General features: G+C 34.2%; 20 protein-coding genes. 18 read left to right on the top strand and 2 right to left on the bottom strand.

Going from position 1 to position 24,220, the window contains the following annotated elements:
- The first annotated feature begins 25 nt into the window (after nt 1-25).
- The 10 genes from ABWP60_RS04310 to ABWP60_RS04265 all read left to right on the top strand — a co-directional run bounded on the left by ABWP60_RS04310 (nt 26) and on the right by ABWP60_RS04265 (nt 9,703).
- Nucleotides 26-631: a flavin reductase family protein gene (locus ABWP60_RS04310; RefSeq protein ID WP_353149022.1), complete on the top strand. Its 606-nt coding sequence runs from the start codon at nt 26-28 to the stop codon at nt 629-631.
- Between the two features lie 39 nt (nt 632-670).
- Nucleotides 671-2,962 carry an oxidoreductase gene (locus ABWP60_RS04305; protein WP_353149020.1) on the top strand — a complete coding sequence of 764 codons (2,292 nt, stop codon included), beginning with the start codon at nt 671-673 and terminating at the stop codon, nt 2,960-2,962.
- Nucleotides 2,963-2,988: 26 nt separating this feature from the next.
- Complete coding sequence (locus ABWP60_RS04300) at nt 2,989-3,342, top strand: four helix bundle protein (protein WP_353149017.1); 354 nt, start codon at nt 2,989-2,991, stop codon at nt 3,340-3,342.
- 17 nt (nt 3,343-3,359) lie between these two features.
- On the top strand, nt 3,360-4,940 hold the full coding sequence (locus ABWP60_RS04295; protein WP_353149014.1) for an AMP-binding protein: 1,581 nt from the start codon (nt 3,360-3,362) through the stop codon (nt 4,938-4,940).
- 26 nt (nt 4,941-4,966) lie between these two features.
- Complete coding sequence (locus tag ABWP60_RS04290; protein ID WP_353149011.1) at nt 4,967-5,383, top strand: acyl-CoA thioesterase; 417 nt, start codon at nt 4,967-4,969, stop codon at nt 5,381-5,383.
- 148 nt (nt 5,384-5,531) lie between these two features.
- Nucleotides 5,532-6,512: a carbon-nitrogen hydrolase family protein gene (locus tag ABWP60_RS04285; RefSeq protein ID WP_353149008.1), complete on the top strand. Its 981-nt coding sequence runs from the start codon at nt 5,532-5,534 to the stop codon at nt 6,510-6,512.
- 3 nt (nt 6,513-6,515) lie between these two features.
- Nucleotides 6,516-7,625, top strand: coding sequence for a cupin domain-containing protein (locus ABWP60_RS04280; protein WP_353149005.1), 1,110 nt, complete (start codon nt 6,516-6,518; stop codon nt 7,623-7,625).
- 85 nt (nt 7,626-7,710) lie between these two features.
- Nucleotides 7,711-8,619, top strand: a complete 909-nt coding sequence (locus ABWP60_RS04275; RefSeq protein WP_353149002.1) for a fumarylacetoacetate hydrolase family protein — start codon at nt 7,711-7,713, stop codon at nt 8,617-8,619.
- Nucleotides 8,620-8,696: 77 nt separating this feature from the next.
- A complete protein-coding gene (locus tag ABWP60_RS04270) occupies nt 8,697-9,443 on the top strand; it encodes a maleate cis-trans isomerase family protein (protein ID WP_353149000.1) in 747 nt (248 codons plus the stop codon).
- 5 nt (nt 9,444-9,448) lie between these two features.
- On the top strand, nt 9,449-9,703 hold the full coding sequence (locus tag ABWP60_RS04265; RefSeq protein WP_353148998.1) for a 4a-hydroxytetrahydrobiopterin dehydratase: 255 nt from the start codon (nt 9,449-9,451) through the stop codon (nt 9,701-9,703).
- Here ABWP60_RS04265 and ABWP60_RS04260 read toward each other — a convergent pair.
- Nucleotides 9,700-11,898, bottom strand: a complete 2,199-nt coding sequence (locus ABWP60_RS04260; protein ID WP_353148996.1) for a TonB-dependent receptor plug domain-containing protein — start codon at nt 11,896-11,898, stop codon at nt 9,700-9,702. The two genes, ABWP60_RS04265 and ABWP60_RS04260, sit on opposite strands and share 4 nt — an antisense overlap.
- 50 nt (nt 11,899-11,948) lie before the next feature.
- The gene (locus tag ABWP60_RS04255) at nt 11,949-12,341 is read right to left on the bottom strand and encodes an SPOR domain-containing protein (RefSeq protein WP_353148993.1); all 393 of its coding nucleotides are present in this window, start codon (nt 12,339-12,341) and stop codon (nt 11,949-11,951) included.
- Between the two features lie 209 nt (nt 12,342-12,550).
- On the opposite strand from ABWP60_RS04255, the gene ABWP60_RS04250 reads away from it, so the two are divergent.
- From ABWP60_RS04250 to ABWP60_RS04215, 8 genes are read left to right on the top strand one after another with little or no spacing between them, the layout of a single operon-like run.
- The gene (locus ABWP60_RS04250) at nt 12,551-13,894 is read left to right on the top strand and encodes a c-type cytochrome (protein WP_353148990.1); all 1,344 of its coding nucleotides are present in this window, start codon (nt 12,551-12,553) and stop codon (nt 13,892-13,894) included.
- A 31-nt stretch (nt 13,895-13,925) separates the two neighbouring features.
- Nucleotides 13,926-16,991 carry a TAT-variant-translocated molybdopterin oxidoreductase gene (locus ABWP60_RS04245; RefSeq protein WP_353148988.1) on the top strand — a complete coding sequence of 1,022 codons (3,066 nt, stop codon included), beginning with the start codon at nt 13,926-13,928 and terminating at the stop codon, nt 16,989-16,991.
- 24 nt (nt 16,992-17,015) lie between these two features.
- Complete coding sequence (nrfD, locus tag ABWP60_RS04240; RefSeq protein ID WP_353149319.1) at nt 17,016-18,455, top strand: NrfD/PsrC family molybdoenzyme membrane anchor subunit; 1,440 nt, start codon at nt 17,016-17,018, stop codon at nt 18,453-18,455.
- Nucleotides 18,456-18,466: 11 nt separating this feature from the next.
- Entirely contained in the window at nt 18,467-18,991 is a 525-nt protein-coding gene (locus ABWP60_RS04235; RefSeq protein WP_353148985.1) for a DUF3341 domain-containing protein, read from the top strand.
- A 5-nt stretch (nt 18,992-18,996) separates the two neighbouring features.
- Nucleotides 18,997-19,557 carry a c-type cytochrome gene (locus ABWP60_RS04230; protein WP_353148982.1) on the top strand — a complete coding sequence of 187 codons (561 nt, stop codon included), beginning with the start codon at nt 18,997-18,999 and terminating at the stop codon, nt 19,555-19,557.
- Between the two features lie 26 nt (nt 19,558-19,583).
- The gene (locus tag ABWP60_RS04225) at nt 19,584-21,131 is read left to right on the top strand and encodes a quinol:cytochrome C oxidoreductase (protein WP_353148979.1); all 1,548 of its coding nucleotides are present in this window, start codon (nt 19,584-19,586) and stop codon (nt 21,129-21,131) included.
- 23 nt (nt 21,132-21,154) lie between these two features.
- Nucleotides 21,155-22,315 (top strand): cytochrome c oxidase subunit II, encoded by a 1,161-nt coding sequence (locus ABWP60_RS04220; protein ID WP_353148976.1) that lies wholly within the window; start codon nt 21,155-21,157, stop codon nt 22,313-22,315.
- A 29-nt stretch (nt 22,316-22,344) separates the two neighbouring features.
- On the top strand, nt 22,345-24,111 hold the full coding sequence (locus ABWP60_RS04215; RefSeq protein ID WP_353148973.1) for a cytochrome c oxidase subunit I: 1,767 nt from the start codon (nt 22,345-22,347) through the stop codon (nt 24,109-24,111).
- Nucleotides 24,112-24,220 lie beyond the last annotated feature (109 nt).

Genomic DNA, 24,220 nt, shown 5'->3' with positions numbered 1-24,220 from the left:
TTTGAAGATACTAATAAAACCTCAAATGCAATTCGACATTCAAAACACCGAATCTTCGGCTTTATATAAATTATTGACAGGAACTGTTATTCCAAGGCCTATTGCTTGGGTAGCTACTATCGATGATAATGGAATTGATAATTTGGCTCCGTTTTCCTTTTTTAATGTCGTTAGCGAAGACCCGCCTCATATTATGTTTTCAACGGTTCGAACAGGTAATAAAAATAAAGACACGTTAAATAATATTTTAACAAACAAGCAATTTGTAGTCAATTTAGTTACGGAAGATGTTGTAGAACAAATGAACACTACTTCACAGTCTGTACCGGCTGATGTCAATGAATTTCAATTGGCAAACGTAACTCCAATAGATTCCATTTACATCAAACCAAAACGAGTAAAAGAAAGTTTGGTGCATTTTGAGTGCGAAATGGTGCATCATTATTTTATCGAAAAGCATCAAAATGGAGGTGCGTGTATTATCATTGGAAAAATAATTACGATGCATATTGACGATTCCATCTTATTGGAAAATCACAAAATCAATTTAGATAAATACAAACCGGTTGCACGTTTAGCAGGTTCAAATTATAGTAAATTAGGAGAAATATTCTCAATTAAAAGAAAATAATTAATTATCAATTATCCATTGTTAATTATCCATTAAAATATGAAAATAACAGTTATAGGTGGTGGTCCAGGCGGACTTTACTTTTCGATATTAACCAAAAAAGCAATGCCGCATTGCCAAATCGATATTTACGAAAGAAACAAACCCGATGATAGTTTTGGATTCGGGGTAGTGTTTTCAGATGAAACCTTAGGCGAATTTTTAAAACGCGACATGCAATCGTATGAATTAATTCGAAGCAAATTTGCCTATTGGGATGATATTATTATAGCGAGAGATGGTGAATCCGTGAATATTGCTGGAAATGGTTTTTGCGGTTGTTCCAGAAAAACTCTTTTGCAATTACTGCAACAACGTTGTGTAGAAGAAGGTGTGAATTTGCATTTCGAACAAAATGTAGACGATCTTTCGCAATTTGCAGACTCTGATATTATTTTGGCAACAGACGGAATTGGAAGTGCTATTCGTACAAAATATCAAAAAGAATTCGGAACAAAAATCGAATTAAAAAAGAACCGTTTCGTTTGGTTAGGTTCCACAAAACCACTAGATGCTTTCACCTATTTTTTCAGAAATACACCTCACGGAACTATCGTAGCACATTCGTATCAATACGAAGAAGGCATGAGTACTTGGATTTTTGAATGTAGCGATGAAACTTGGCAAAGACATGGTTTTGAAGTCACCAACGAAGCAGATACGATGGAAAAAATTGCCGAAATCTTCAAAGATGAATTAGATGGTCATCCCTTAATTTCAAATAAATCACATTGGCGTCAGTTTCCGCATATTACCAACCAAAATTGGTATTATAATAACATTGTTTTACTAGGCGATGCCAAAGCTACAGCCCATTATTCTATTGGTTCAGGAACAAAATTAGCTATGGACAGTGCCATTGGATTATCCGATGCGGTGATTGCTCACCCAAATAATGTACAAGCCGCTTTTGCACAATACGATAAAACCCGAAGAAATACGGTAGAAATGATTCAGTATGCCGCCATCGTTTCATTAGATTGGTTTGAAAATATGGATCGTCACATGAAACATTCGTTCCAACAATTTGCATTTGGATGCATGACGCGCTCTAAAAAAGTAACCTATGAAAATTTACGTCTAAGAGATAGTTCTTTTACTGATAAAGTAGTAGCAGAATTCAATACCAATTACATTACCAATGTAAAAAATCAATCGGCGGCATTTTCCCCTTTCAAATTAAGAAATTTAGAATTACAAAACCGAATTATGATGTCGCCTATGGGGCAATATGTAGCCGAAAATGGTGTAATAAACGATTGGCATTTTCAACATTATACATCAAGAGCTGTTGGTGGTTTAGGATTAATATTAACAGAAATGACTGCCGTTTCTGAAACCGGAAGAATTACAGAAGGTTGCGCCGGAATTTATACCGAAAATCAAATAGTAGCTTGGCAGCGAATCACGTCTTTTATACATCAATATACCCAAACTAAAATCGGAATGCAATTAGGACATTCAGGAAGAAAAGGTTGTTCAAAAATTCCTTGGGAAGACCAATTTCAGAGTAAAAAATGGGAGTTGCTTTCAGCTTCTGCCATTCCGTTTAATGAAAATTCGGATTGTCCAAAAGAAATGACGTTGGAAGACATGCAAGTTGTCAAAAATCAATTTGTGCAAGCCACAAAAAATGCTAACGAAGTAGGATTTGACATGATTGAATTACAAGCGCATCACGGATTTTTATTGGCCTCTTTCTTATCTCCATTGACTAATATTCGTACCGATGAATTTGGTGGAAGTGTTCAAAATCGTTTAAAATATCCAATAGAAGTTTTTAAAGCCATTCGTGACGTATTTCCAAAAGAAAAGCCAATTTCTGTTCGAATATCCGCTACCGATTGGGCAGAAAACGGAATTTCAGAGCAAGATGTTTTGGTAATTTCGGAAGCGTTTAAAAAGGCTGGTGCAGATATCATTAATGTTTCTACAGGAAATACGGTTGCCGACCAAAAACCACAAACCGGAAGAATGTGGCAAACGCCTTTCTCGGATGTGGTTCGAAACACGGTTCATATCCCAACAATAACAGCTGGATATATTCAAGATATTGACCAAATTAATACGATTATTTTAAACGGAAGAGCCGATTTAGTAGCACTTGGAAGACCTTTATTATTAGATGCTAATTTTGTAAGAAATGCGCAAGCGTATGAACAATTTCAAGCCAATGATATTCCAAATCCATACAAAATGGGTATTTCCCATTTGTACCCATTAAAAGTAGCCGAAAGAAAACAATTGGAAGGCATGAAAAAAGCCTTGAAACCGAAGAGTAATAAGAAATAATAATTACGAATTAGAAATTACGAATTATGAAAAATGATAACGTTGTTCAAATAAAAAGTTATGCTTTTGCTGTTCGTATAATAAAAGTTTTTAAATATTTATCTGAACAAAAAAAAGAATTTGTTCTAAGTAAACAGCTATTAAGATGTGGAACTTCAATTGGAGCTAATATAGAAGAAGCCATTGGAGGACAATCAGGAAAAGATTTTTTCGCCAAATTAACTATATCATATAAAGAAGCAAGAGAAACACATTATTGGATTAGATTATTAAAAGATACTGATTATTTATCTGTTGAGGAAGCTGATAGTTTGCTTGAAGATGTTGATGAGTTACTCAGAATAATTGGTTCTATTCAAAAAACGTTACGTAATTCGTAATTTAAAATTCGTAATTAATGAAAGATAATTTTGCTCATTTAAATTTACCTAATCTGGAATTACAACCAGAATATACCTTTTTGGATTTACCACAATTCCAACAACCTGAACTATTGAATTGTGTAGAAAAACTATTAGATTCTCACATCAAAGAAGGTCGAGGAAATGCTATTTGCATTCGAACCTTTGAAGAAACGTGGACGTATCAAGATTTGTATGAAAAAGCCAATCAAATTGCACATGTTTTAGTCGAAGATTTAGGATTGCAATCGGGAAATCGCGTGTTGTTGCGTTCGGCGAATAATCCAATGATGGTCGCGTGTTGGTTTGCGGTTTTGAAAGCCGGTGGAATAGTCGTAGCTACTATGCCATTATTGCGTTCAAAAGAATTGTCCACAATTATTGTTTGTGCCGAGATTTCACATGCATTGTGTGATAAGGAATTGGAAGAAGAAATGAATTTAGTCCAATCCAATTTTCTAAAAAAAGTAAGTTTCTACAGAAATTCCGATTTAGAAGAGTTAATGGTATCCAAACCAAAAACCTTCGACAATTTTCCATCAAAATCTGATGATGTAGCGTTGATTGGCTTTACTTCTGGTACTACAGGTTTGCCAAAAATGACCGCACATTTTCACAAAGACATTTTAAATATTTGTGAAGCATTTCCCAACTATTCGTTGCAGCCTACTTCAAATGATATTTTTATTGGAAGTCCACCTATTGGTTTTACTTTTGGTTTAGGCGGATTGGTGTTGTTTCCGATGTATTTTGGAGCATCCACTTTTTTAATCGAAAAACCAAGCCCAGATGTATTGTTGAAAGCCATTCAAGAGTATAAAATCACGATTTGTTTTACCGCTCCAACCGCTTGGCGAGTTATTACAACAAAAATTCAAGACTTCGATATTTCGAGTTTACGAAAATGTGTTTCAGCAGGTGAAACTTTACCATTGAAAGTTTGGCAAGATTGGTATGATACCACAGGACTAAAAATTATTGATGGAATTGGTGCTACCGAAATGTTGCATATTTTTATTTCTTCAAACGAAGAAAATATGAAACCCGGCGCAACTGGAAAAGCGATTTCAGGTTATGAAGCCAAAATTATTGACCAACAAGGAAACGAATTACCAAGAAATGAGTCAGGGAGATTGGCGGTACGAGGCATTACAGGTTGTAAATATTTAAATCGGGAAGAAAAACAACGCGAATACGTTGAAAACGGTTGGAATATCACTGGTGATATTTTCCGTCAAGATGATGAAGGGTATTTTCATTTTGTGGCTCGTGGCGATGATATGATTATTTCTTCGGGTTATAATATTGCAGCAATTGAAGTAGAATCCGTACTTTTATCTCATGAAAATATTTTAGAATGTGCTGTTGTAGGTTTGCCCGATGAAGAACGAGGGATGTTGGTTTGTGCGCATATTGTTTTAAAAGAACAAGCAGCGGCTGAGGAAGCCTTAAAAATTGATATTCAAAATTGGTTTAAAAACACGGCAGCACCTTATAAATATCCAAGAGTAATTCATTTTGTTGAAAATTTACCAAAAACAGAAACTGGAAAAATTCAACGATTTAAATTGAAATAATAATTAGTGTCCAAAATAACAGAAATATGCAATTTATAAAACAAGAAAAAGTTCGTTTTCAACATATCGATTATGCAGGTATCGTATTTTATCCAAGATTTTTAGAAATGCTCAATGGTTTGGTGGAAGATTGGTTTGAAGAAGCGTTAGACCGTCCATTTTCAAAAATGCATGAGACCAATGGTATTCCTACGGTTGACTTAAAAGTTCAATTCAAAAATGCCGCTCGTTTGGGTGAAATCTTAACTAAAAAACTTTGGGTAAAAGAGTTAAAAAACTCGTCTATTCTTTGTGGATTTCAGTTTGAAAACGAAAGCAATAATTTAGTTTTAGAAGGCGAAGTTACCTTAGTAAATGTAGCTTTCAACGCAGACAGAAACGGCATTAAAGCCGAACCTTTTAATGAGGAAATGAAAAGTAAAATTTCAAAATATATAGTTTAACAACACAGATTGAAGAAATCAGAGAAATATACACGGTATTTATTTTTCAAATTTCTTTAACTTCTTCAATCAGTGTTTAAAATTAAAATCAGCAATTATTCGCGTTTGTAAAGCAATCTGTTTCATCCGCGTACCAAAACAATAAAAAATGGAATTCAAAAAATTCAAAGCCGCTACTGTTCAAACATCTCCCGTTTTTCTTAATGTAGAAAAAACAGTGGATAAAGCCATTTCTTTTATTAAAGAAGCGGCCTCAAACCAAGCAAAACTTATTGCTTTTCCCGAAGTATTTATTTCGGGGTATCCTTATTGGAATTGGATCATGACGCCCGTTCAAGGTAGTAAATGGTACGAAGCATTATATAAAAATTCGGTAGATATTTCTGGACCTGAAATCAAAAAATTGTGTTTGGCAGCTAAAGAAAACGTTATGCATGTTGTTATCGGTATCAACGAAAGAGGATCAAGCTATGGCGAAATTTACAATACCAATTTAATCATTGATAACAAAGGCGTTATCATCGGAAAACACAGAAAGTTAGTACCCACATGGGCAGAAAAATTGACTTGGACTTCAGGCGACGGTTCTTCTTTAAAAGTGTATGATACCGAAATTGGCCCTATCGGAACTTTGGCTTGTGGCGAAAATACCAATACGTTGGCACGTTTTACGCTACTATCGCAAGGCGAATTGATACATATTGCAAATTATATTTCGCTTCCTGTGGCACCTCCCGATTATGATATGGCAGAAGCTATTAAAATTCGTGCCGCTGCGCATTCTTTTGAAGGAAAATTATTTACGATTGTCTCTTGTTCAACGATTTCGCAAGAAATTAAAGATGCCTTACGTGCCGATGTGCCAAATGTAGATGAATTATTAGACCGAAAAAGTTCGGCTTTCTCTGGATTTATTGGTCCAAATGGCGCTGTAATTGGGCAACCGCTAATTGATGATGAAGGAATAGTGTATGCTGAAATTGACTTGGAAAAATGTATCCAACCGAAACAAATGCACGATATTTTAGGGCATTATAACCGATTTGATATTTTTGATTTACGAGTAAACACAGCGCCAACAAGAAATATTACTTTTATAGACAATCACGACGAGTTTAATACTAAATAAACTATGGAAGCAAAACATTCAGACGATCAAATTGGAAGAGCTAGAGTTCAAAATACACCTGAATTAGAGGCTTATTATAATGAATTAGAACAATTAGGTGCTGGCGCTTTATGGACTGTAGCTAATGATATAGAACCATGGGAACCACGTTCTTCATCCGTACCCATGCTTTGGAAATATGACAATTTACGTGAATTGGTTTTAAAATCATCTGAATTGGTAACGCCAGAGCAAGCCGGAAGACGTGTCGTATATTTAGTAAACGACAAACGTAAAGATGTTTCAGCTGCTGTGGGTTGGTTGTACACCGGAATTCAAGTTACGCGTCCTGGCGAAAGTACTTCAGCTCACAAACACAAAGCTTCAGCACTTCGATTTATCATGGAAGGCGAAGGCGGTTATACCGTTGTGGATGGTAATAAAATTACATTTGAAGTCAATGATTTTGTCATCACCCCAAATTCAACTTGGCACGAACACGGCGTGGAAGAAGGTGGAAAAACCTGTATTTGGCAAGATGGTTTGGATATTCCCTTAGTAAACGCGTTGGAAGCGAATGATTATGCGGTTTATGAGGGCAAACAAGAAATAATAAATCCAATAAATTATTCTCCCATTACCTACGGTTGTTCCGGATTAATTCCAGCTGATACAACGTGGGACAAACCCTATTCGCCCTTATTCAAATATTCCTGGAAAAATGTGTATCCAGCACTTTTAGAAGCTCAAAAAGTAAATGAAATTAATCCGTTTGATGGTATTTTTATGCACTATTCGAATCCCCTAACAGGCGGGCACGTGATGCAAACCATGGGAGCCGCGATGCAATTATTACCAGCTGGTTTCAAAGGAAAAGCACACAAGCATACAGGTTCGTTCATATATCAATGTGCAAAAGGAAAAGGTTTTTCCATTATCAACGGACAACGTTTCGATTGGAAGGAAAGAGATATTTTCTGTGTTCCGAGTTGGGCTTGGCACGAACATCATAACGGATCCGAAACCGAAGACGCTTGCTTGTTTCAATTCAACGATTTACCAGTAATTGAAAGTTTAGGGCTTTTTCAATCAAGAGAATTGGAAGAGAATGATGGATATCAAAAAAATCAATAACAATATCAAATTCAAAAATCAAGAACAATTAAAACTTTGCGAACTTTGAGAAAAACTTAACGCTCTTTGCGGTTAAATAATAAATATGAAACTACTGACCTACAAAACACAAGACACTGAGCCACGTTTAGGCTTCATTTATAACAATCAAGTCATTGACATGGAAGATTTTGGCGAAATATCTAATTTTCCATTGCCTAATGATATGTTGGATTTAATTGATATGGGATTTGAAATTATTGCTGAAATAAGCGAATTAATTTTGGAAACACCAGAAAATTTCTTCGAAGAAATCGCTTATGAAATGAACGAAGTTACGATTTTAGCGCCTATCGAAAAACCAAGAAAAAACATCATTGGTATTGGATTAAATTATACCGAACACGTGGCAGAAAGTGCACGCGGTTTAGATACTACAGGGAAATTACCAACAAAACCAATTATTTTTTCAAAGCCACCAACAACGGTAACAGCTACGAATACGGAAATTATCAAAAACACAAAATTGACTTCTCAATTGGATTGGGAATGTGAATTGGCAGTTGTGATTGCTAAAAAAGGAAAATATGTAACCAAAAAAAATGCGATGGATTATGTTTTTGGTTACACAGTTATTAATGATATTTCTGCTCGCGATTGTCGTAGAGAAGGACAATGGATTGTATCTAAAGGGCAAGATACTTTTGCACCAATGGGTCCATTTTTAGTTACGAAAGACGAAATAGAAAACCCACATAACTTGAATCTATCGTTAAAAGTTAATGGTTTGGAAAAACAAAATTCGAATACCAAATTTATGCTTTTCAATATCAATGATTTGATTGAAGATTTGAGTATAGTGTTTACCTTAGAACCAGGAGACATCATCGCAACAGGCACTCCAGCAGGCGTTGGCGCAGGTCGTGACCCACAAGAATGGTTACACAATGGCGATATGGTGGAAGCTACAGTAGAAGGGATTGGAACAATTGTAAATACGATTAAGGAGATATAATTTATAAAACACAGATTAAAGAAATTAAAATAATTTTAAAAATTTCTTTAATCTGTGTTGCAATTAAAATTAAAAAAATGAAATACAGAATAGGACAAATAGTTCCATCATCAAACGTAACGATGGAAACCGAAATACCAGCTATTTTTCGTTCTCGTGAAACCATTTTGCCAGAGCGATTTACGTTTCACAGCAGTAGAATGCGTATGAAAAAGGTAACCAAAGAAGAATTGGAAGCGATGGATGCGATGAGCTTGAAATGTGCACAAGAATTGTCAGATGCCCACGTAGATGTGATGGGGTATGCTTGTTTGGTTGCCATTATGAGTATGGGTCGCGGGTATCATTGTGTGTCGGAAGTAAATTTACATCAAGAAACAGTGGCTAATGATTTTCCAACGCCAATTGTTACTTCTGCAGGTGCATTAATTAACGGATTAAAGGTTTTGGGTGCCAAACAAATTTCGATTATTACACCTTATATGCGACCATTAACCGATATGGTGGTGGATTATATCGAAAATCAAGGCATCAAAGTAAAACAAAGTATTGCTTTAGAAATTCCAGATAATTTGGAAGTTGCCGCTCAAAATCCAATGAATTTATTGGAAATCTATAAGCAATTGGATTTAACGGATGTAGATGTTTTAGTAGCTTCCGCTTGTGTGCAAATGCCATCGTTGGAAGCCATCGATTTAATTCAAGCCGAATCTGGTATTCCAGTAACATCAGCGGCGGTTTGTACTACCTATGAAATGATGAAGAAACTTGGTATCGCAGCTAAATCGGCAATCGGTGGAGAACTTTTAAATGGTAAATACTAAGTAATATGGAATGGGAAATAATTGATGATAAATTAGTAAACAATTTTAAGTTTAAATTGCAAACAGAATTGGCATATTTTCTTGTTAAAGTGGCTAATTATGCGGATGAAATTAACCACCATCCCGATTGTAAAATCCATAAAGCCTTTCAATTAGAAATCACTTTATACACTTACGACAAAAATAAAATTACCAATTTAGATTATCAATTAGCTGAAAAAATTGACGATTTATTTTTTCAATTAAGAAACATAAATTAAAAACTATATTTAGCTCCGCCGTATATATTTCTTCCTGCGGCATTAATTCCGGATGCAAAATTTCTATACTGAGTATCTAAAATATTTTCTATACCTGTAAACAAAGTGAATCCCTCAATTGTTTTTGTTGCTGCTTTAAAATTATAAGTCTCCCAAGCTGGCATTCCATTTGCAGGAGCGTATACCAAATTGTCCTCTCCACTTGAAGAATAATCACTTAACTGTTTTTTTCCATTGAACAACATATAAGCTTCAAAAGTTGCCCAATTAGGCACGTAATTAATTCCTAATTTTCCGTAAAATGGTGGAATATGATCTAAAGGTCTTTTGTTACCATCGGTTGTAACTCTTCCTAAAGTAATAGTATAAGAACCATTAAATTGAACGTTTCTAGCCAGTGTTGTTTTTATATTTCCGTTGACTCCAGTTACAAATGCTTTTCCTAAATTTTGATTAGCCACTACGTTTCTTACATCGCTACTTCCAAAATCGTACGTGTTTTGTCCGTTAAAAGTAAAGCGATCTGTAACAATGGCATCGTATAATTGTGTGTAAAAATAAGTAGCATCAAATTGATGTTTGTTCGATTTAGATTTTAATACGAATCCAAAATCTCCAGTAACAGTTTGTTCTGGTTTTAAATCTTTATTTGGAACAATTAAAGTTCCAGCACCAGATTCAAATATTTTTGCTAAATCATCAATATTTGGCACTCTAAAGCCAGAGCTTAAATTGGTTTTAAGGATAAAATTTTCCGAAGCGTTATGGACCATTCCTATGTTTCCACTGTAGGTTAAGTTTTGTTGTTTTATTTCATTAAAAGGCAAGGGCATTATTGAATTATCTGCAATTGAACTAGTAAGAGTAGCGTATCCAATTCTTGCGCCCATTGTAAAGTTAGTAGCCACATATCTTTTGGAACTATAAGAAACATAAATATCATTTCGCATCATGTTATTTTTTCCGTTCGGATACCTTGTGTCTAATGGAACTACTACGCCCGTATTAATATTGTTTTTAAATGCAGTCGATTTCAAATCATCATAGTAATTTTCCATACCATAATATAGATTTCCTATTTTTAATTTAGTCTCAAAATTCGCAGCTAATGAATAAACGGCTACTTTTTCAATTCTATTTTGCAAATTGTAATTTCTGAAATTTCTATTTACTCGGCTTTCTTCCACGTTTTGATAACCCGCATCTAATTTGAAATCGGTATTCGTAAATACATTTTCTTTTTCTATGCTATACACACCTAATAGTCTTTTTTGTGGCCCGTAATACCATTCGGCACTTTTTAAACCTGAACCTGCAGGATCTGTTAATCGATCGTATCTATTGATGTTTGAAGAAGTGGCGTATTGAACATTGGCATTATGAGTAAATCCGCTTTTAGATTTGTATACGAATTTTTGCATGAAGTTGTATTGTTTAAAAGCACTCCCAACTTGTAAATATTTATTGTCGTTTGGAGTTAAAACATCAACACCATTTATGGTTTCCACATATTTTGTTCTTTCTCCAAAAAAATCGCCGTTATGATTTTTAGATTTTCCCATTTTCAAATCACCAAAATCATTGTATGAAAAAGCAGTTAAAGTCGCAAAATTCTTGCCTCCATAATTAATGTCAAAATAACCAGATTTTTCTTCGTTTACAGAAGAGTATCGGGTATTAAAATTTCCAGTAAAACCATTAATAAATCTCGCATTTTTCGTAATCATATTTACCGAACCTCCAAGTGCGTCACTGCCATATAATGATGAGGTTGGGCCGTATTGAACTAACGCTGTTTCTAGAAAATTTTCATCAACAGTAATTATATTTTGTAAGTGACCCGATCTGAAAATTAGATTGTTCATTCTAACACCATCTACTAAAAGTAAAATTCGACTGGCTTCAAATCCTCTAATTACAGGACTACCGCCTCCTTGCTGTGATTTCTGAACAAATAAAGCCCCTGAATTTGCCAACATGTCGGCGGTGCTTTGAAAATTTTGAAATTCTATTTTTTCTTTTGAAAAGAGTTCAATTTGTGAAGGTGTTTGATTTTTATCAATTGTAATTTTCTTAGAATTGATTTTTATTTCTTCAATGTTTTGTGTTTTGATAGTATCAGTAACTTCTTGACTAAAAGATAATTGTAGATTTATTATGAAAAAACCAATGAGAAATGAATATTTTTTTACCATGTTTTGTTAATTAAACAAATCATATCTCAAAAATTATGCCACATAACAGATTATTTTTTATTAGGTTCAATAATTACAGCACTTAAATATTTCTTTTTTATGCTTATGAGCGCTTTTTCTGCTTCAATTTTACTTTTAAAACTTCCAACCCAAACTTTGTATGATGGGTTACTATAAACGATAGTTCCATCGGTTTGTGAAAACTCTTTTTTAAACGCAAGCAATGTTTTTTTGGATTCTTCTATGTTTCCAAAAAATATTTGAATTTTATATTTGTCATTTATTGTAATCCCAGAATTATTTTTTCTTTTTTCTTGAAGTAATTTTTCAATTTTTTCATCTTGTTCAATTATAGTTTTAGAGGTTTGTGAAAAAATATTTTGCGAGAACAAAACCGTTGCTATTAAGATTGAAAATCCAGTAATTTTTTTTAAAGTCTTCATAATGAATGATATTTAATGCAAATTTATTACTTAGAATTTAATTATTGCTCTTTATCTTATTTAGAATTAAAATAAATTACATTTTAAGATAAATTTAGGGTTTTTATAATTATTCTAATGTTGTATTTTTGTCCAAGTTTTTAAAAAAGTATGATAAAGCATTAGCTAAAATCATACCAATAAAATAAGTTTGATAATTAATTTTTAATATGAAAAAGTTGGGTAACCCTAAATCGTTTTCAAAAACTATCTTTTCTTTAGCGTTTTCTGCCATGTTTGCAGTGGGCGTTTCTGCGCAAGAAGCTGTAGCAGCTGCTGCACCTGCTGCAACAGCAGCGGCTCCAGCAACTGGTTCAGGTGATCCAGTAAAAGGAAAAGAATTGTTTAACACTAATTGTGCCGCTTGTCACAAATTAGATGCAAAAATGACTGGTCCTGCATTGAGAGGTGTTGGCGATAAGTATGACAAAGCTTGGTTGTACAAATGGATTAAAAATAGTTCAGACTTAATTAAGTCTGGTGATGCTAAAGCGGTAAAAGTGTACGAAGAATATGCAAAAGCAAATATGACTGCTTTTCCTCAATTATCTAATGGAGACATTGATAATATTATAGCATATACTATGGAAGTGGCACCAGCTGCTGAAACTCCAACAACTGCTGTTAGTGCTACTGCTGTAGCATCAGAAGGAGGTCTTTCAAATAACTTAATATTGGGTGTTTTAGCTTTCATATTGTGTGCTTTGATTTTTGTGCTTTTCTCTGTAAACAAATTAATGCGTAACCTTGCCAAAAAAGAAGGTGTCGATGTTCCAGAAGGTAAAAGTCCTGCTACTGCAGTTGTATCTTTTGCAAAAGCTTATGTGAAAAACCAATTCATAATGGTGGTTACGGCTATTTTCTTCTTATTAACATCTGCTTATTTTGTGTATGGCTTTTTGATGCAAATTGGAGTAGACCAAGGATATGAGCCAATTCAGCCTATTCATTATTCACACAAGATACACGCTGGAGAAAATGGTATTGATTGTAAATATTGTCACTCCTCTGCAAGAGTCTCTAAGCATTCTGGTATTCCTTCATTAAATGTTTGTATGAATTGCCATAAAAACATTGCTGAATTCCAAGGTTCTAAAGATTCAACTTATGTGGAATACACTAAGGAATTTTACACTGGAGAAATCCAGAAATTGTATGATGCCGTGGGTTGGGATAAAGCCACACAGAAATACACAGGAAAAACTAAGCCTGTAAAATGGGTTAGAATTCATAATTTACCAGATTTCGTGTATTTCAATCACGCACAACACGTAACTGTTGGTGGTATAGAATGTCAAAAATGTCATGGAGAAGTTGAAACTTATGAAGTAATGAAACAAGCACAACCTTTAACAATGGGATGGTGTATCAATTGTCACAGAGAAACAAATGTGAAAGTGGAAGACAATGGTTATTACAAAAAAATCCACGAACAATTATCTAAGAAATTAGGAGTTACAAAGTTGACAGCTGCTCAAATGGGTGGTTTAGAATGTGGTAAATGTCACTATTAATAATAATATAAGAAGTTAATATCTATATACAATGGCATCAAACAAAAAATACTGGAAAAGTGTTGAAGAACTAAATGAAAATAGTTCTATTGTTGAGGCGTTACAAAGCAACGAATTTGTAGAACAAATTCCTGTTGATGCGTTTCTAGGTGATAAAGAAAATCTTTCAAATTCATCTACTTCGCGCCGTGACTTTTTAAAGTACGTTGGCTTCAGTACTGCTGCAGCATCGTTGGCGGCTTGTGAAGGTCCAGTAATTAAGTCAATTCCTTATGTGGTTCAACCAGAAGAAATTATCCCAGGTGTAGCAGATTATTATGCTACCACTATTGCGGATGGTTATGATTTTGCGAATATTTTAATTAAAACTCGTGAAGGGCGTCCTATTAAAGTTGAAAATAATACTTCCGCTGGAGCTGTAACAGGAGCAAACGCAAGAGTTCACGCTTCAGTTTTATCTTTATATGATAATTTAAGACTAAAAAATCCCAAAATTTCTAAAAAAGAAGCAACTTGGAATGAAGTTAATGCAAAAGTAAAAGCTAGTTTAGCTGATGCTAAAGCTAAAAGCGGTCAAGTTGTAGTTTTAACAAACACAACAGCAAGTCCTTCCACAGATAAATTAATTTCAGATTTAGCAACTAAATATACTAATGTTAAACACATTATATATGATGCAATTTCTGATTCAAATGCTTTAGATGCTTTTCAAGCGGTTTACGGTTTCAGAGGTTTAGCAAATTATAATTTCGCAAATGCAGATACTATTGTTTCTGTTGGTGCAGATTTCTTAGGAGATTGGCAAGGTGGAGGTTTTGATGCGGGTTATGCAAAAGGACGTATTCCGAAAAATGGAAAAATGTCTAAACATATTCAAATTGAAGCAAATATGTCATTAGCAGGTGCTAATGCTGATAAAAGAATTCCATTAACTATTGCTGGTCAAAAACTAGCTTTAGTGAAATTATACAATGCGGTAACAGGTTCAAATGTTTCTGTTGCTAGTGTGGGTGCTTTAGATAAAGAAGTAGAAAAAGCAGCACAACAATTAAAAGCGGCTGGTTCTAAAGGAGTTGTGGTTACAGGTCTAGATGATTTTGATGCACAATATTTAGTGTTAGGAATCAATTTAGCTTTAAAATCTGAGGCTTTTAATCCTTCTGATGCTAAACTAACAAGAAAAGGAGACGCTAAAGCGGTTACTCAATTAGTAGCAGATATGAACGCTGGTATAGTGCACACATTAATTATGAGTGGCGTAAATCCAGTATATACTTTAGCAAACTCAAAAGAATTTGTTGCAGGTTTAGGAAAAGTAAAATTATCAGTAGCATTTTCTACTAAAGAAGATGAGACAGCTGTTAAGACTACAATCGCTGCTGCTGCAACTCATTATTTAGAATCATGGAATGATGTTGCAATTACACGTTCAAACTATAGTATTGCTCAGCCAACAATTAGACCTTTATTCAATACGAAACAATTTCAAGAAGCTTTATTATCTTGGAATGATAATACTACTCCATATTACGATTTCCTAAAAGGTTTTGCTGCTGCTAATTTAGGTGGAAAATCTTGGAACCAAGCAGTTCATGATGGTTTTGTTGTAACTGCTGCTGGAAATGTATCTGCTCAAGCAGGTAATTTTGGAGCTTCGGCTACAAAACTTTCAACTGCAAAATCGAATGGTTTAGACTTAGTTTTATATAGTAAAGTTGGAATGGGAGACGGACAACAGGCAAACAATCCTTGGTTGCAAGAGTTTCCAGATCCAATTACAAGAGTATCTTGGGATAACTATGTAACAGTATCCAAAGCAGATGCCGAAAAATATAAATTAGAAAACTTTAATGTAGCAAACGGAGGTTTAAACGGAAGTTATGTTTCAATTAAAGTTGGAAATGCTACTTTAGAAAATGTACCAGTAATTATTCAACCAGGTCAAGCTGCTGGAACAATTGGTTTGGCATTTGGATATGGTAGAAAAGAAGCATTAAAAGACGAAATGCAAACAGGCGTTAATGCTTATACGTTATATGCAAACGCAAATGCAAATCAAACGGCTTCGGTTACTTTAACTGAGGGTGAGCACGAATTTGCTTGCGTACAATTACAAAGAACATTAATGGGTAGAGGGGATATCGTAAAAGATACTACTTTATCTATTTTCAATAAAGCAAATGAAGCTGGTGATAAAGAAATTTATAATCCAACACCAGTAGTTTCATTAGATCATAAAGAAGTTGCAGCTACCTCAGTAGACTTATGGGCTTCTTTTGACAGAACTACAGGTCACCACTTCAATTTATCAATCGATTTAAATTCTTGTACAGGATGTGGCGCATGTGTTATCGCATGTCATGCAGAAAATAATGTACCAGTTGTAGGTAAATCTGAAGTTAGAAGAAGTCGTGATATGCATTGGTTAAGAATCGATAGATATTATTCATCTGAAGACACTTTCGCAGGAGATATTACAACTAAAAACAGTTCTGAAGGTTTAACAGGGACTGTTGCAACTTTCCAAGAATTAGAAGATCCTTCTGCTAACCCACAAGTGGTTTTCCAACCTGTAATGTGTCAGCACTGTAACCACGCACCTTGTGAGACGGTTTGTCCAGTTGCCGCTACATCACACTCACGTCAAGGTCAAAACCATATGGCATACAACAGATGTGTGGGTACACGTTACTGTGCTAATAACTGTCCATATAAAGTTCGTCGTTTCAACTGGTTCTTATATAACAAGAATGATGAATTTGATTACCACATGAATGACGATTTAGGTCGTATGGTATTAAATCCAGATGTGAATGTACGTTCTCGTGGAGTTATGGAAAAATGTTCTATGTGTATCCAAATGACTCAAGCTACCATATTAAAAGCTAAGAAAGAAGGAAAAGAAGTTGGTAAAGATGATTTCCAAACGGCTTGTTCTGCGGCTTGTACTTCAGGAGCTATGATTTTTGGAGATGTTAATAATGCAGCATCAGATGTTGCGCAACTTTTAGATGACGACAGAATGTATCATTTATTAGAAAGCATTGGAACAAAACCAAACGTGATGTATCATGTTAAGGTAAGAAACGATAAATAATTATTAATAGAAACAATATAAAGGATTATGTCTCATTACGAAGCACCCATTAGAAAACCTTTGGTTATTGGTGATAAATCTTATCACGATATAACTGTAGATGTAGCTCGTCCAGTAGAAGGAAGAGCTAACAAATTATGGTGGACAGTATTTTCAATAGCATTAGCTGCGTTCCTTTGGGGACTTGGTTGTATGGTATACACAATCACAACAGGTATCGGTACTTGGGGTTTAAATAAAACAATTGGATGGGCTTGGGATATTACCAACTTCGTTTGGTGGGTAGGTATTGGTCACGCAGGAACACTTATTTCTGCAGTACTATTATTATTCCGTCAAAAATGGAGAATGGCGATTAACCGTTCAGCAGAGGCAATGACTATTTTCTCTGTAATTCAAGCTGGTTTGTTTCCAATTATTCATATGGGTCGTCCATGGTTAGCTTATTGGGTATTGCCAATTCCAAATCAATTTGGATCCTTATGGGTAAATTTTAACTCACCATTATTATGGGACGTATTTGCTATTTCAACCTATTTATCAGTATCATTAGTGTTCTGGTGGACTGGTTTATTACCAGATTTTGCAATGCTTAGAGATAGAGCAATCACACCATTTAATAAAAGAATATATTCTATCCTTTCTTTTGGATGGAGTGGAAGAGCAAAAGACTGGCAACGTTTTGAAGAAGTATCTTTAGTATTGGCTGGTTTAGCAACACCTCTTGTACTTTCTGTACACACTATTGTATCTTTTGACTTTGCTACTTCAGTAATTCCGGGTTGGCATACTACAATTTTACCTCCATATTTTGTGGCTGGTGCGGTATTCTCAGGTTTTGCCATGGTAAATACATTATTAATTGTAATGCGTAAAGTATCTGGTTTAGAAGATTATATCACTGTGCAACATATTGAATTAATGAATATCATTATTATGATTACGGGTTCTATTGTAGGGTGTGCTTATATCACAGAATTATTCGTAGCTTGGTATTCAGGGGTTGAGTATGAACAATATGCATTCCTTAATAGAGCTACTGGACCTTACTGGTGGTCATATTGGTTAATGATGACTTGTAACGTATTCTCTCCACAATTTATGTGGTTCAAAAAATTAAGAACAAGTATTGCCTTTTCTTTCATTATTTCTATTGTGGTAAACATTGGTATGTGGTTTGAACGTTTCGTAATTATCGTAACTTCATTACATAGAGATTATTTACCATCATCTTGGACGATGTTCCAACCTACATTTGTTGATGCAGGTATATTTATTGGAACTATTGGATTCTTCTTCGTATTATTCTTACTATATTCAAGAAGTTTCCCAGTAATTGCTCAAGCAGAGGTAAAAACAATCTTAAAATCATCTGGAGATAATTTCAAAAGAGAAAGAGGAGATAGCAAACCACATCATGACAACCACGGACATGATGCACACGAAGGACACGATCATCATTAATATAAAGAATTATGAGTAATAAAGTAGTACACGCTATATATAACGACGATGATATTTTGTTAGCAGCAGTTCATAAAACTAAAGCCGCACATTATCACATTGAAGAAGTTTATACGCCATTTCCAGTTCACGGACTTGATAAGGCTATGGGTTTACCAGGAACACGACTTGCAATTTGTGCATTTTTATACGGTTTAGTAGGTATATCAGTTGCAACAACTATGATGCGTTTTATAATGATAGAAGATTGGCCTCAAGATATTGGTGGAAAACCAAGTTTTAGTTATGTAGAAAACATGCCGGCTTTTGTTCCGATTATGTTTGAAATGACCGTGTTTTTTGCCGCTCACTTAATGGTTATTACTTTTTATATGAGAAGTAAATTATGGCCATTCAAACAAGCAGAAAATCCAGATGTAAGAACTACAGATGACCATTTTTTAATGGAAGTAGGTGTTCATGATAATGAAGAAGAATTGGTTTCTTTCTTCAAAAACACTGGAGCAGTAGAAGTAAAAGTAATTGATAAGCATTAATAGGTATGAAAAGTATTTTAAATATATTGACATTAGTTGGAGCATCTATGCTAATGACTTCTTGTTTCGATAAATCGGCACCTAATTATCAGTTATTTCCCAACATGTACGAACCTGTTTCTTATGAAACTTATGGTGAGTCCAAAGCCTTTAATTCTCCAACCGGGGAAAAAGGAAGAGTAAGTCAAATTCCTCCAGCAGGAACCATAAAACAAGGTTTTGTTCCTTATGAAATTCCAAATACTCCTGAAGGATATGCTTTATCTAAAACGTTGGGTTCCGGTTTAGCTCCTGATAAAATTGATACTGAAAGAGGGAAAGAATTGTTTACCATTTATTGTTCCATTTGCCATGGAGAAGCAGGCGACGGAAAAGGAAATTTAGTAAAAAGAGAAAAATTTCTAGGTGTTCCTAGTTATAAAGATAGAGAAGTAACTGCAGGTAGCATTTTTCATATTGTTACTTATGGTATCAACTCAATGGGTTCCCATGCAAATCAGTTGTCAAAAGAAGAAAGATGGCAAGTAGCTGATTATGTTTTGAAACTTAAATCAGAATTAAAATAGTATTACTTTTTAGAAAAAATAAAAATATGTACCAGTTTTCTAGTAGATTAAAAAGCTTTTCATTTGCCTTAATGGTATTAGGTATTTTAGGAATCGGTTACGGTTTTTGGACAGCACCTAAAACTAATGAAGATGTAGAAGCCATCTTAAAAGAGCAAGAAGCTCATCATGGTGACGCACACCACGATACTCATGCCACAGCAACTCATTCTGAAGCTACACATGAGGAACATGCTAATGCGGAAGCACACACTTCTCACGAAGCTTCAACTCATAAAGTTGAAAGTGTGGATTCTTTACATCATGAAGTTGCTCATGTTACTGTTGATACTGCTGCTAATGCATCACATGACAGTACAGAAGTAGCAATTGCTCCTATTATAACAAATCATAAAAGTGACGTTTACGTAAGTAAATTCAATAAAGAAATTGTTAATCACGAGGCAGAACACAAAGAACATGTTGAGCATGTAAAACACCAATTGCAAAATAAACCATGGTCTGCATTATATATTGCATGTATTTTCTTTATGTTAATAGCCGTTGGGGCTTTAGCTTTTTACGCAATCCAATGGGTAGCGCAAGCAGGCTGGTCGATTATGTTATTTAGAGTTATGGAAGGCATCACGGCTTATGTTTTGCCAGGTTCAATTATTTTCTTTATTTTATTGGCTTTATCTGGTTTCCACTTTAATCATATGTTCACTTGGATGGCTGATGGTGTTTCGGACCCTAACAGTCCTAATTATGACCAAATTATTGCTGGTAAAACTGGATTTTTAAATGTTCCTTTTTTCTTAATTAGAGCAGCTATTTACTTAATTGGTTGGAATTTATTTAGATATGTGTCTAGAAAAAATTCAATTAAATTAGATGAAACTAAAGACATGTCTTTCTTTAAGAAAAATTATAATGCTGCGGCAATGTTCCTAGTATTCTTCATTATTTCTGAGTCTATGATGTCTTGGGATTGGATTATGTCTGTGGATCCTCACTGGTATAGTACATTATTTGGATGGTATGTTTTTGCAAGTTTCTTTGTAAGTGGTATTACTATGATTACATTAACAACTATTTATTTGAAAAATAAAGGGTTATTACCAGAAGTGAATAAATCACATTTACATGATTTAGCAAAATTTATGTTTGGTATCAGTGTTTTCTGGACCTACTTATGGTTTTCTCAATTCATGTTAATGTGGTATTCAAATATCCCAGAGGAAGTTACTTATTTTGTAACTCGTATTGAAAACTATAATTTACCTTTCTTCGGAATGGTGGTGATGAATTTCTTATTTCCATTATTAATATTAATGAATGCCGACTTTAAACGCCTTAATTGGGTAGTTGTAATGGCTGGTATTGTAATATTAGCAGGACATTATGTTGATTTTTTCAACATGATTATGCCTGCAACTGTTGGTGATCAATGGTTTATTGGGGTATCAGAAATTAGTTCCGTACTTTTCTTCGCAGGGCTATTTATTTTTGTTGTGTTTTCGGCATTAACAAAAGCACCATTAGCTTCGGAAGGAAATCCGTATATAGAAGAAAGCAAACATTTTCATTATTAATAATTAATTAACGAAATAAACAAATGAACGGTTTATTGATACTTTTAATCATAGTTTTATTAGGAGTTGCCGCATGGCAATTATCTAAAATATTTAGTCTAACTCAAATTGGTACTGCAAAAGACGATTCTGCAATAGCTACAGATAAAGACAACAATATAAATGGATATTTAATGTTTGCATTTGTAGCATTTATATACATTTTTACAATTTATTCATTTGTTAAATGGGGAAGTTTTGTACTAGACACGCCAGCATCATTACATGGTAAAGATGTGGATAGGTTGATGAACATTTCCATGGCTATTATCTTTTTTGTACAAACTTTTACCCAGTTTTTATTGCATTATTTTGCTTTTAAATACAGAGGTAAAGAAGGTCAGAAAGCCCTGTATTTTGCTGATAATAACAAATTAGAGGCCATTTGGACAATTATTCCTGTAATTGTATTAGCCGTTTTAATTCTTTACGGATTATATACTTGGAATCAAATTATGTATGTTAATGAAGATGAAGAAGTTATTAATATTGAATTATATGCGAAACAATTCGGTTGGGAAGCACGTTATTCTGGAGAAGACAATACGTTAGGTAAAGCCAATGTGCGTTATATTAAAGATGTAAATACATTAGGTGTGGATATGGCAGACCCTGCTTCTCAAGATGATAAAGTAGTAGCCGAAATTCATTTACCTGTTGGAAAGAAAATTCATTTCAGAATGCGTTCTCAAGATGTTTTGCACTCCGCATACATGCCTCACTTTAGAGCGCAAATGAATTGCGTTCCTGGTATGGTAACAGAATTTGCTTTTGTCCCAACTTTAACTACGGAAGATATGCGAGGTACCGCTATGATGATGAAAAAAGTTGATGGTATTAATAAAATAAGAGCTAAGAAATCTCAAGCATTACTAGCTGAAGGAAAACCAGCTTTAGAACCATATAAATTTGATTATTTATTATTATGTAATAAAATTTGTGGTGCTTCTCATTATAATATGCAATTAAAAATTATTGTTGAGTCGGAAGCAGATTACAAAAAATGGTTAAAAGAACAAAAAACACTTTCTGTAGTAATAAAAGAGGCTAATGCACCTAAAGTAGATCCTGCAGCCAATCCTGCAGATGCAAAAGTTGTAGTAGATACTACTAAAATGTTAGCTCAAGTTGTAGGAAAAAATTAAATTAAGATTCAAAAAATAATATAATTATTATGTCACACGATCACGGTCATCATAAAGATACTTTCATTACTAAATATATTTTCAGTATTGATCATAAAATGATTGCTAAGCAATACTTAATATCAGGTTTGTTGATGGGTATTATAGGGGTAGTTTTATCTTTATTCTTCAGAATGCAACTTGCTTGGCCAGAACAATCTTTTGAAATTTTTAAGATTTTCTTAGGTGAAAGAATGGCTCCAGGTGGAGTTATGAGAAATGATATTTACTTGGCTTTAGTAACGATACATGGTACTATCATGGTTTTCTTCGTATTAACTGCGGGATTATCGGGTACATTTAGTAACTTATTAATACCCTTGCAAATTGGTGCCCGAGATATGGCGTCTGGTTTTATGAACATGTTATCATTCTGGATGTTTTTTGTGTCATGTATAGTTATGATAGCTTCATTATTTGTTGAATCGGGTCCTGCATCAGCGGGTTGGACAATTTATCCACCACTTTCTGCAATTGAAGAAGCAATTCCAGGTTCTGGAATGGGAATGACCTTATGGTTAGTATCTATGGCTATTTTCATCGCGTCTTCATTAATGGGTTCATTAAATTATATCGTAACCGTTATTAATTTAAGAACTGAAGGTATGACCATGACAAGATTGCCACTTACAGTTTGGGCATTCTTTGTAACAGCTATTATTGGAGTTATTTCATTCCCTGTATTATTTTCTGCAGCTTTGTTATTAATTTTCGATAGAAGTTTTGGTACGTCTTTTTACTTATCAGATATTTTTATTAAAGGGGAAGTATTACATTACCAAGGTGGTTCACCAGTATTATTCGAACACTTATTTTGGTTCTTAGGACACCCAGAAGTATATATTGTATTATTACCTGCTTTAGGTATTACCTCTGAAGTAATTGCAACCAATTCAAGAAAACCAATTTTTGGATACCGTGCGATGATTGCTTCAATTATTGCTATTGCATTCTTATCTACAATTGTTTGGGGTCACCACATGTTTATCTCAGGAATGAATCCTTTCTTAGGTTCGGTATTCACATTCACCACTTTATTAATTGCCATTCCTTCTGCTGTAAAAGCATTTAACTATATTACTACATTATGGAAAGGTAACTTACAATTAAACCCTGGAATGTTATTCTCAATTGGTTTAGTTTCTACTTTCATCACAGGAGGTTTAACCGGAATCATTTTAGGAGATAGTACTTTGGACATTAATGTTCATGATACCTATTTCGTTGTAGCGCATTTCCACTTGGTAATGGGTATCTCAGCATTATACGGATTCTTTGCCGGTGTATATCACTGGTTTCCAAGAATGTTCGGAAGAATGATGAACAAAACACAAGGATATATTCACTTTTGGGTAACTGCAGTTTGTGCTTACGGGGTTTTCTTCCCAATGCACTTTATTGGAATGGCAGGTTTACCAAGAAGATACTATACCAACTCTAACTTTCCATTATTTGACGAGTTAGCAGATACAAACGTATTAATTACTGTTTTTGCTTTAGTTGGAGCAGCGTTTCAATTGGTTTTCTTCTGGAATTTCTTCTATAGTATTTTCAAAGGTAAAAAAGCTCCAATGAACCCATGGCGTTCAAATACTTTAGAGTGGACAGCGCCTGTTGAACACATGCACGGTAACTGGCCAGGTGAAATCCCAGCGGTACACCGTTGGCCATATGACTACAGCAAACCAGGTCATGATGAAGATTTTGTACCTCAAAACGTTCCCATGAAAGATGGCGAAGTAGAATTACATCACTAAAATATAAAAAAAAGTCCTAATGAATATTAGGACTTTTTTTTTGTAAATACTTTTTAGATATCTATTGAAAAGATTGTAATTCACATCACTTTTCTTTGATTTACAATTC

This window comes from Flavobacterium sp. (genome assembly GCF_040402895.1).
Classification (GTDB): Bacteria; Bacteroidota; Bacteroidia; order Flavobacteriales; family Flavobacteriaceae; genus Flavobacterium.
This window is presented reverse-complemented; position numbering and strand designations above follow the sequence as displayed.

Coding starts and splice junctions, on each gene's coding strand:
- ABWP60_RS04255 (WP_353148993.1), bottom strand. CDS start 12,341: ATGAAGACTTTAAAAAAAATTACTGGATTTTCAATCTTAATAGCAACG.
- ABWP60_RS04295 (WP_353149014.1), top strand. CDS start 3,360: ATGAAAGATAATTTTGCTCATTTAAATTTACCTAATCTGGAATTACAA.
- ABWP60_RS04310 (WP_353149022.1), top strand. CDS start 26: ATGCAATTCGACATTCAAAACACCGAATCTTCGGCTTTATATAAATTA.
- ABWP60_RS04220 (WP_353148976.1), top strand. CDS start 21,155: ATGAACGGTTTATTGATACTTTTAATCATAGTTTTATTAGGAGTTGCC.
- ABWP60_RS04290 (WP_353149011.1), top strand. CDS start 4,967: ATGCAATTTATAAAACAAGAAAAAGTTCGTTTTCAACATATCGATTAT.
- ABWP60_RS04235 (WP_353148985.1), top strand. CDS start 18,467: ATGAGTAATAAAGTAGTACACGCTATATATAACGACGATGATATTTTG.
- ABWP60_RS04215 (WP_353148973.1), top strand. CDS start 22,345: ATGTCACACGATCACGGTCATCATAAAGATACTTTCATTACTAAATAT.
- ABWP60_RS04265 (WP_353148998.1), top strand. CDS start 9,449: ATGGAATGGGAAATAATTGATGATAAATTAGTAAACAATTTTAAGTTT.
- ABWP60_RS04270 (WP_353149000.1), top strand. CDS start 8,697: ATGAAATACAGAATAGGACAAATAGTTCCATCATCAAACGTAACGATG.
- ABWP60_RS04260 (WP_353148996.1), bottom strand. CDS start 11,898: ATGGTAAAAAAATATTCATTTCTCATTGGTTTTTTCATAATAAATCTA.
- ABWP60_RS04245 (WP_353148988.1), top strand. CDS start 13,926: ATGGCATCAAACAAAAAATACTGGAAAAGTGTTGAAGAACTAAATGAA.
- ABWP60_RS04250 (WP_353148990.1), top strand. CDS start 12,551: ATGAAAAAGTTGGGTAACCCTAAATCGTTTTCAAAAACTATCTTTTCT.
- ABWP60_RS04300 (WP_353149017.1), top strand. CDS start 2,989: ATGAAAAATGATAACGTTGTTCAAATAAAAAGTTATGCTTTTGCTGTT.
- ABWP60_RS04280 (WP_353149005.1), top strand. CDS start 6,516: ATGGAAGCAAAACATTCAGACGATCAAATTGGAAGAGCTAGAGTTCAA.
- ABWP60_RS04305 (WP_353149020.1), top strand. CDS start 671: ATGAAAATAACAGTTATAGGTGGTGGTCCAGGCGGACTTTACTTTTCG.
- ABWP60_RS04225 (WP_353148979.1), top strand. CDS start 19,584: ATGTACCAGTTTTCTAGTAGATTAAAAAGCTTTTCATTTGCCTTAATG.
- ABWP60_RS04285 (WP_353149008.1), top strand. CDS start 5,532: ATGGAATTCAAAAAATTCAAAGCCGCTACTGTTCAAACATCTCCCGTT.
- ABWP60_RS04230 (WP_353148982.1), top strand. CDS start 18,997: ATGAAAAGTATTTTAAATATATTGACATTAGTTGGAGCATCTATGCTA.
- ABWP60_RS04275 (WP_353149002.1), top strand. CDS start 7,711: ATGAAACTACTGACCTACAAAACACAAGACACTGAGCCACGTTTAGGC.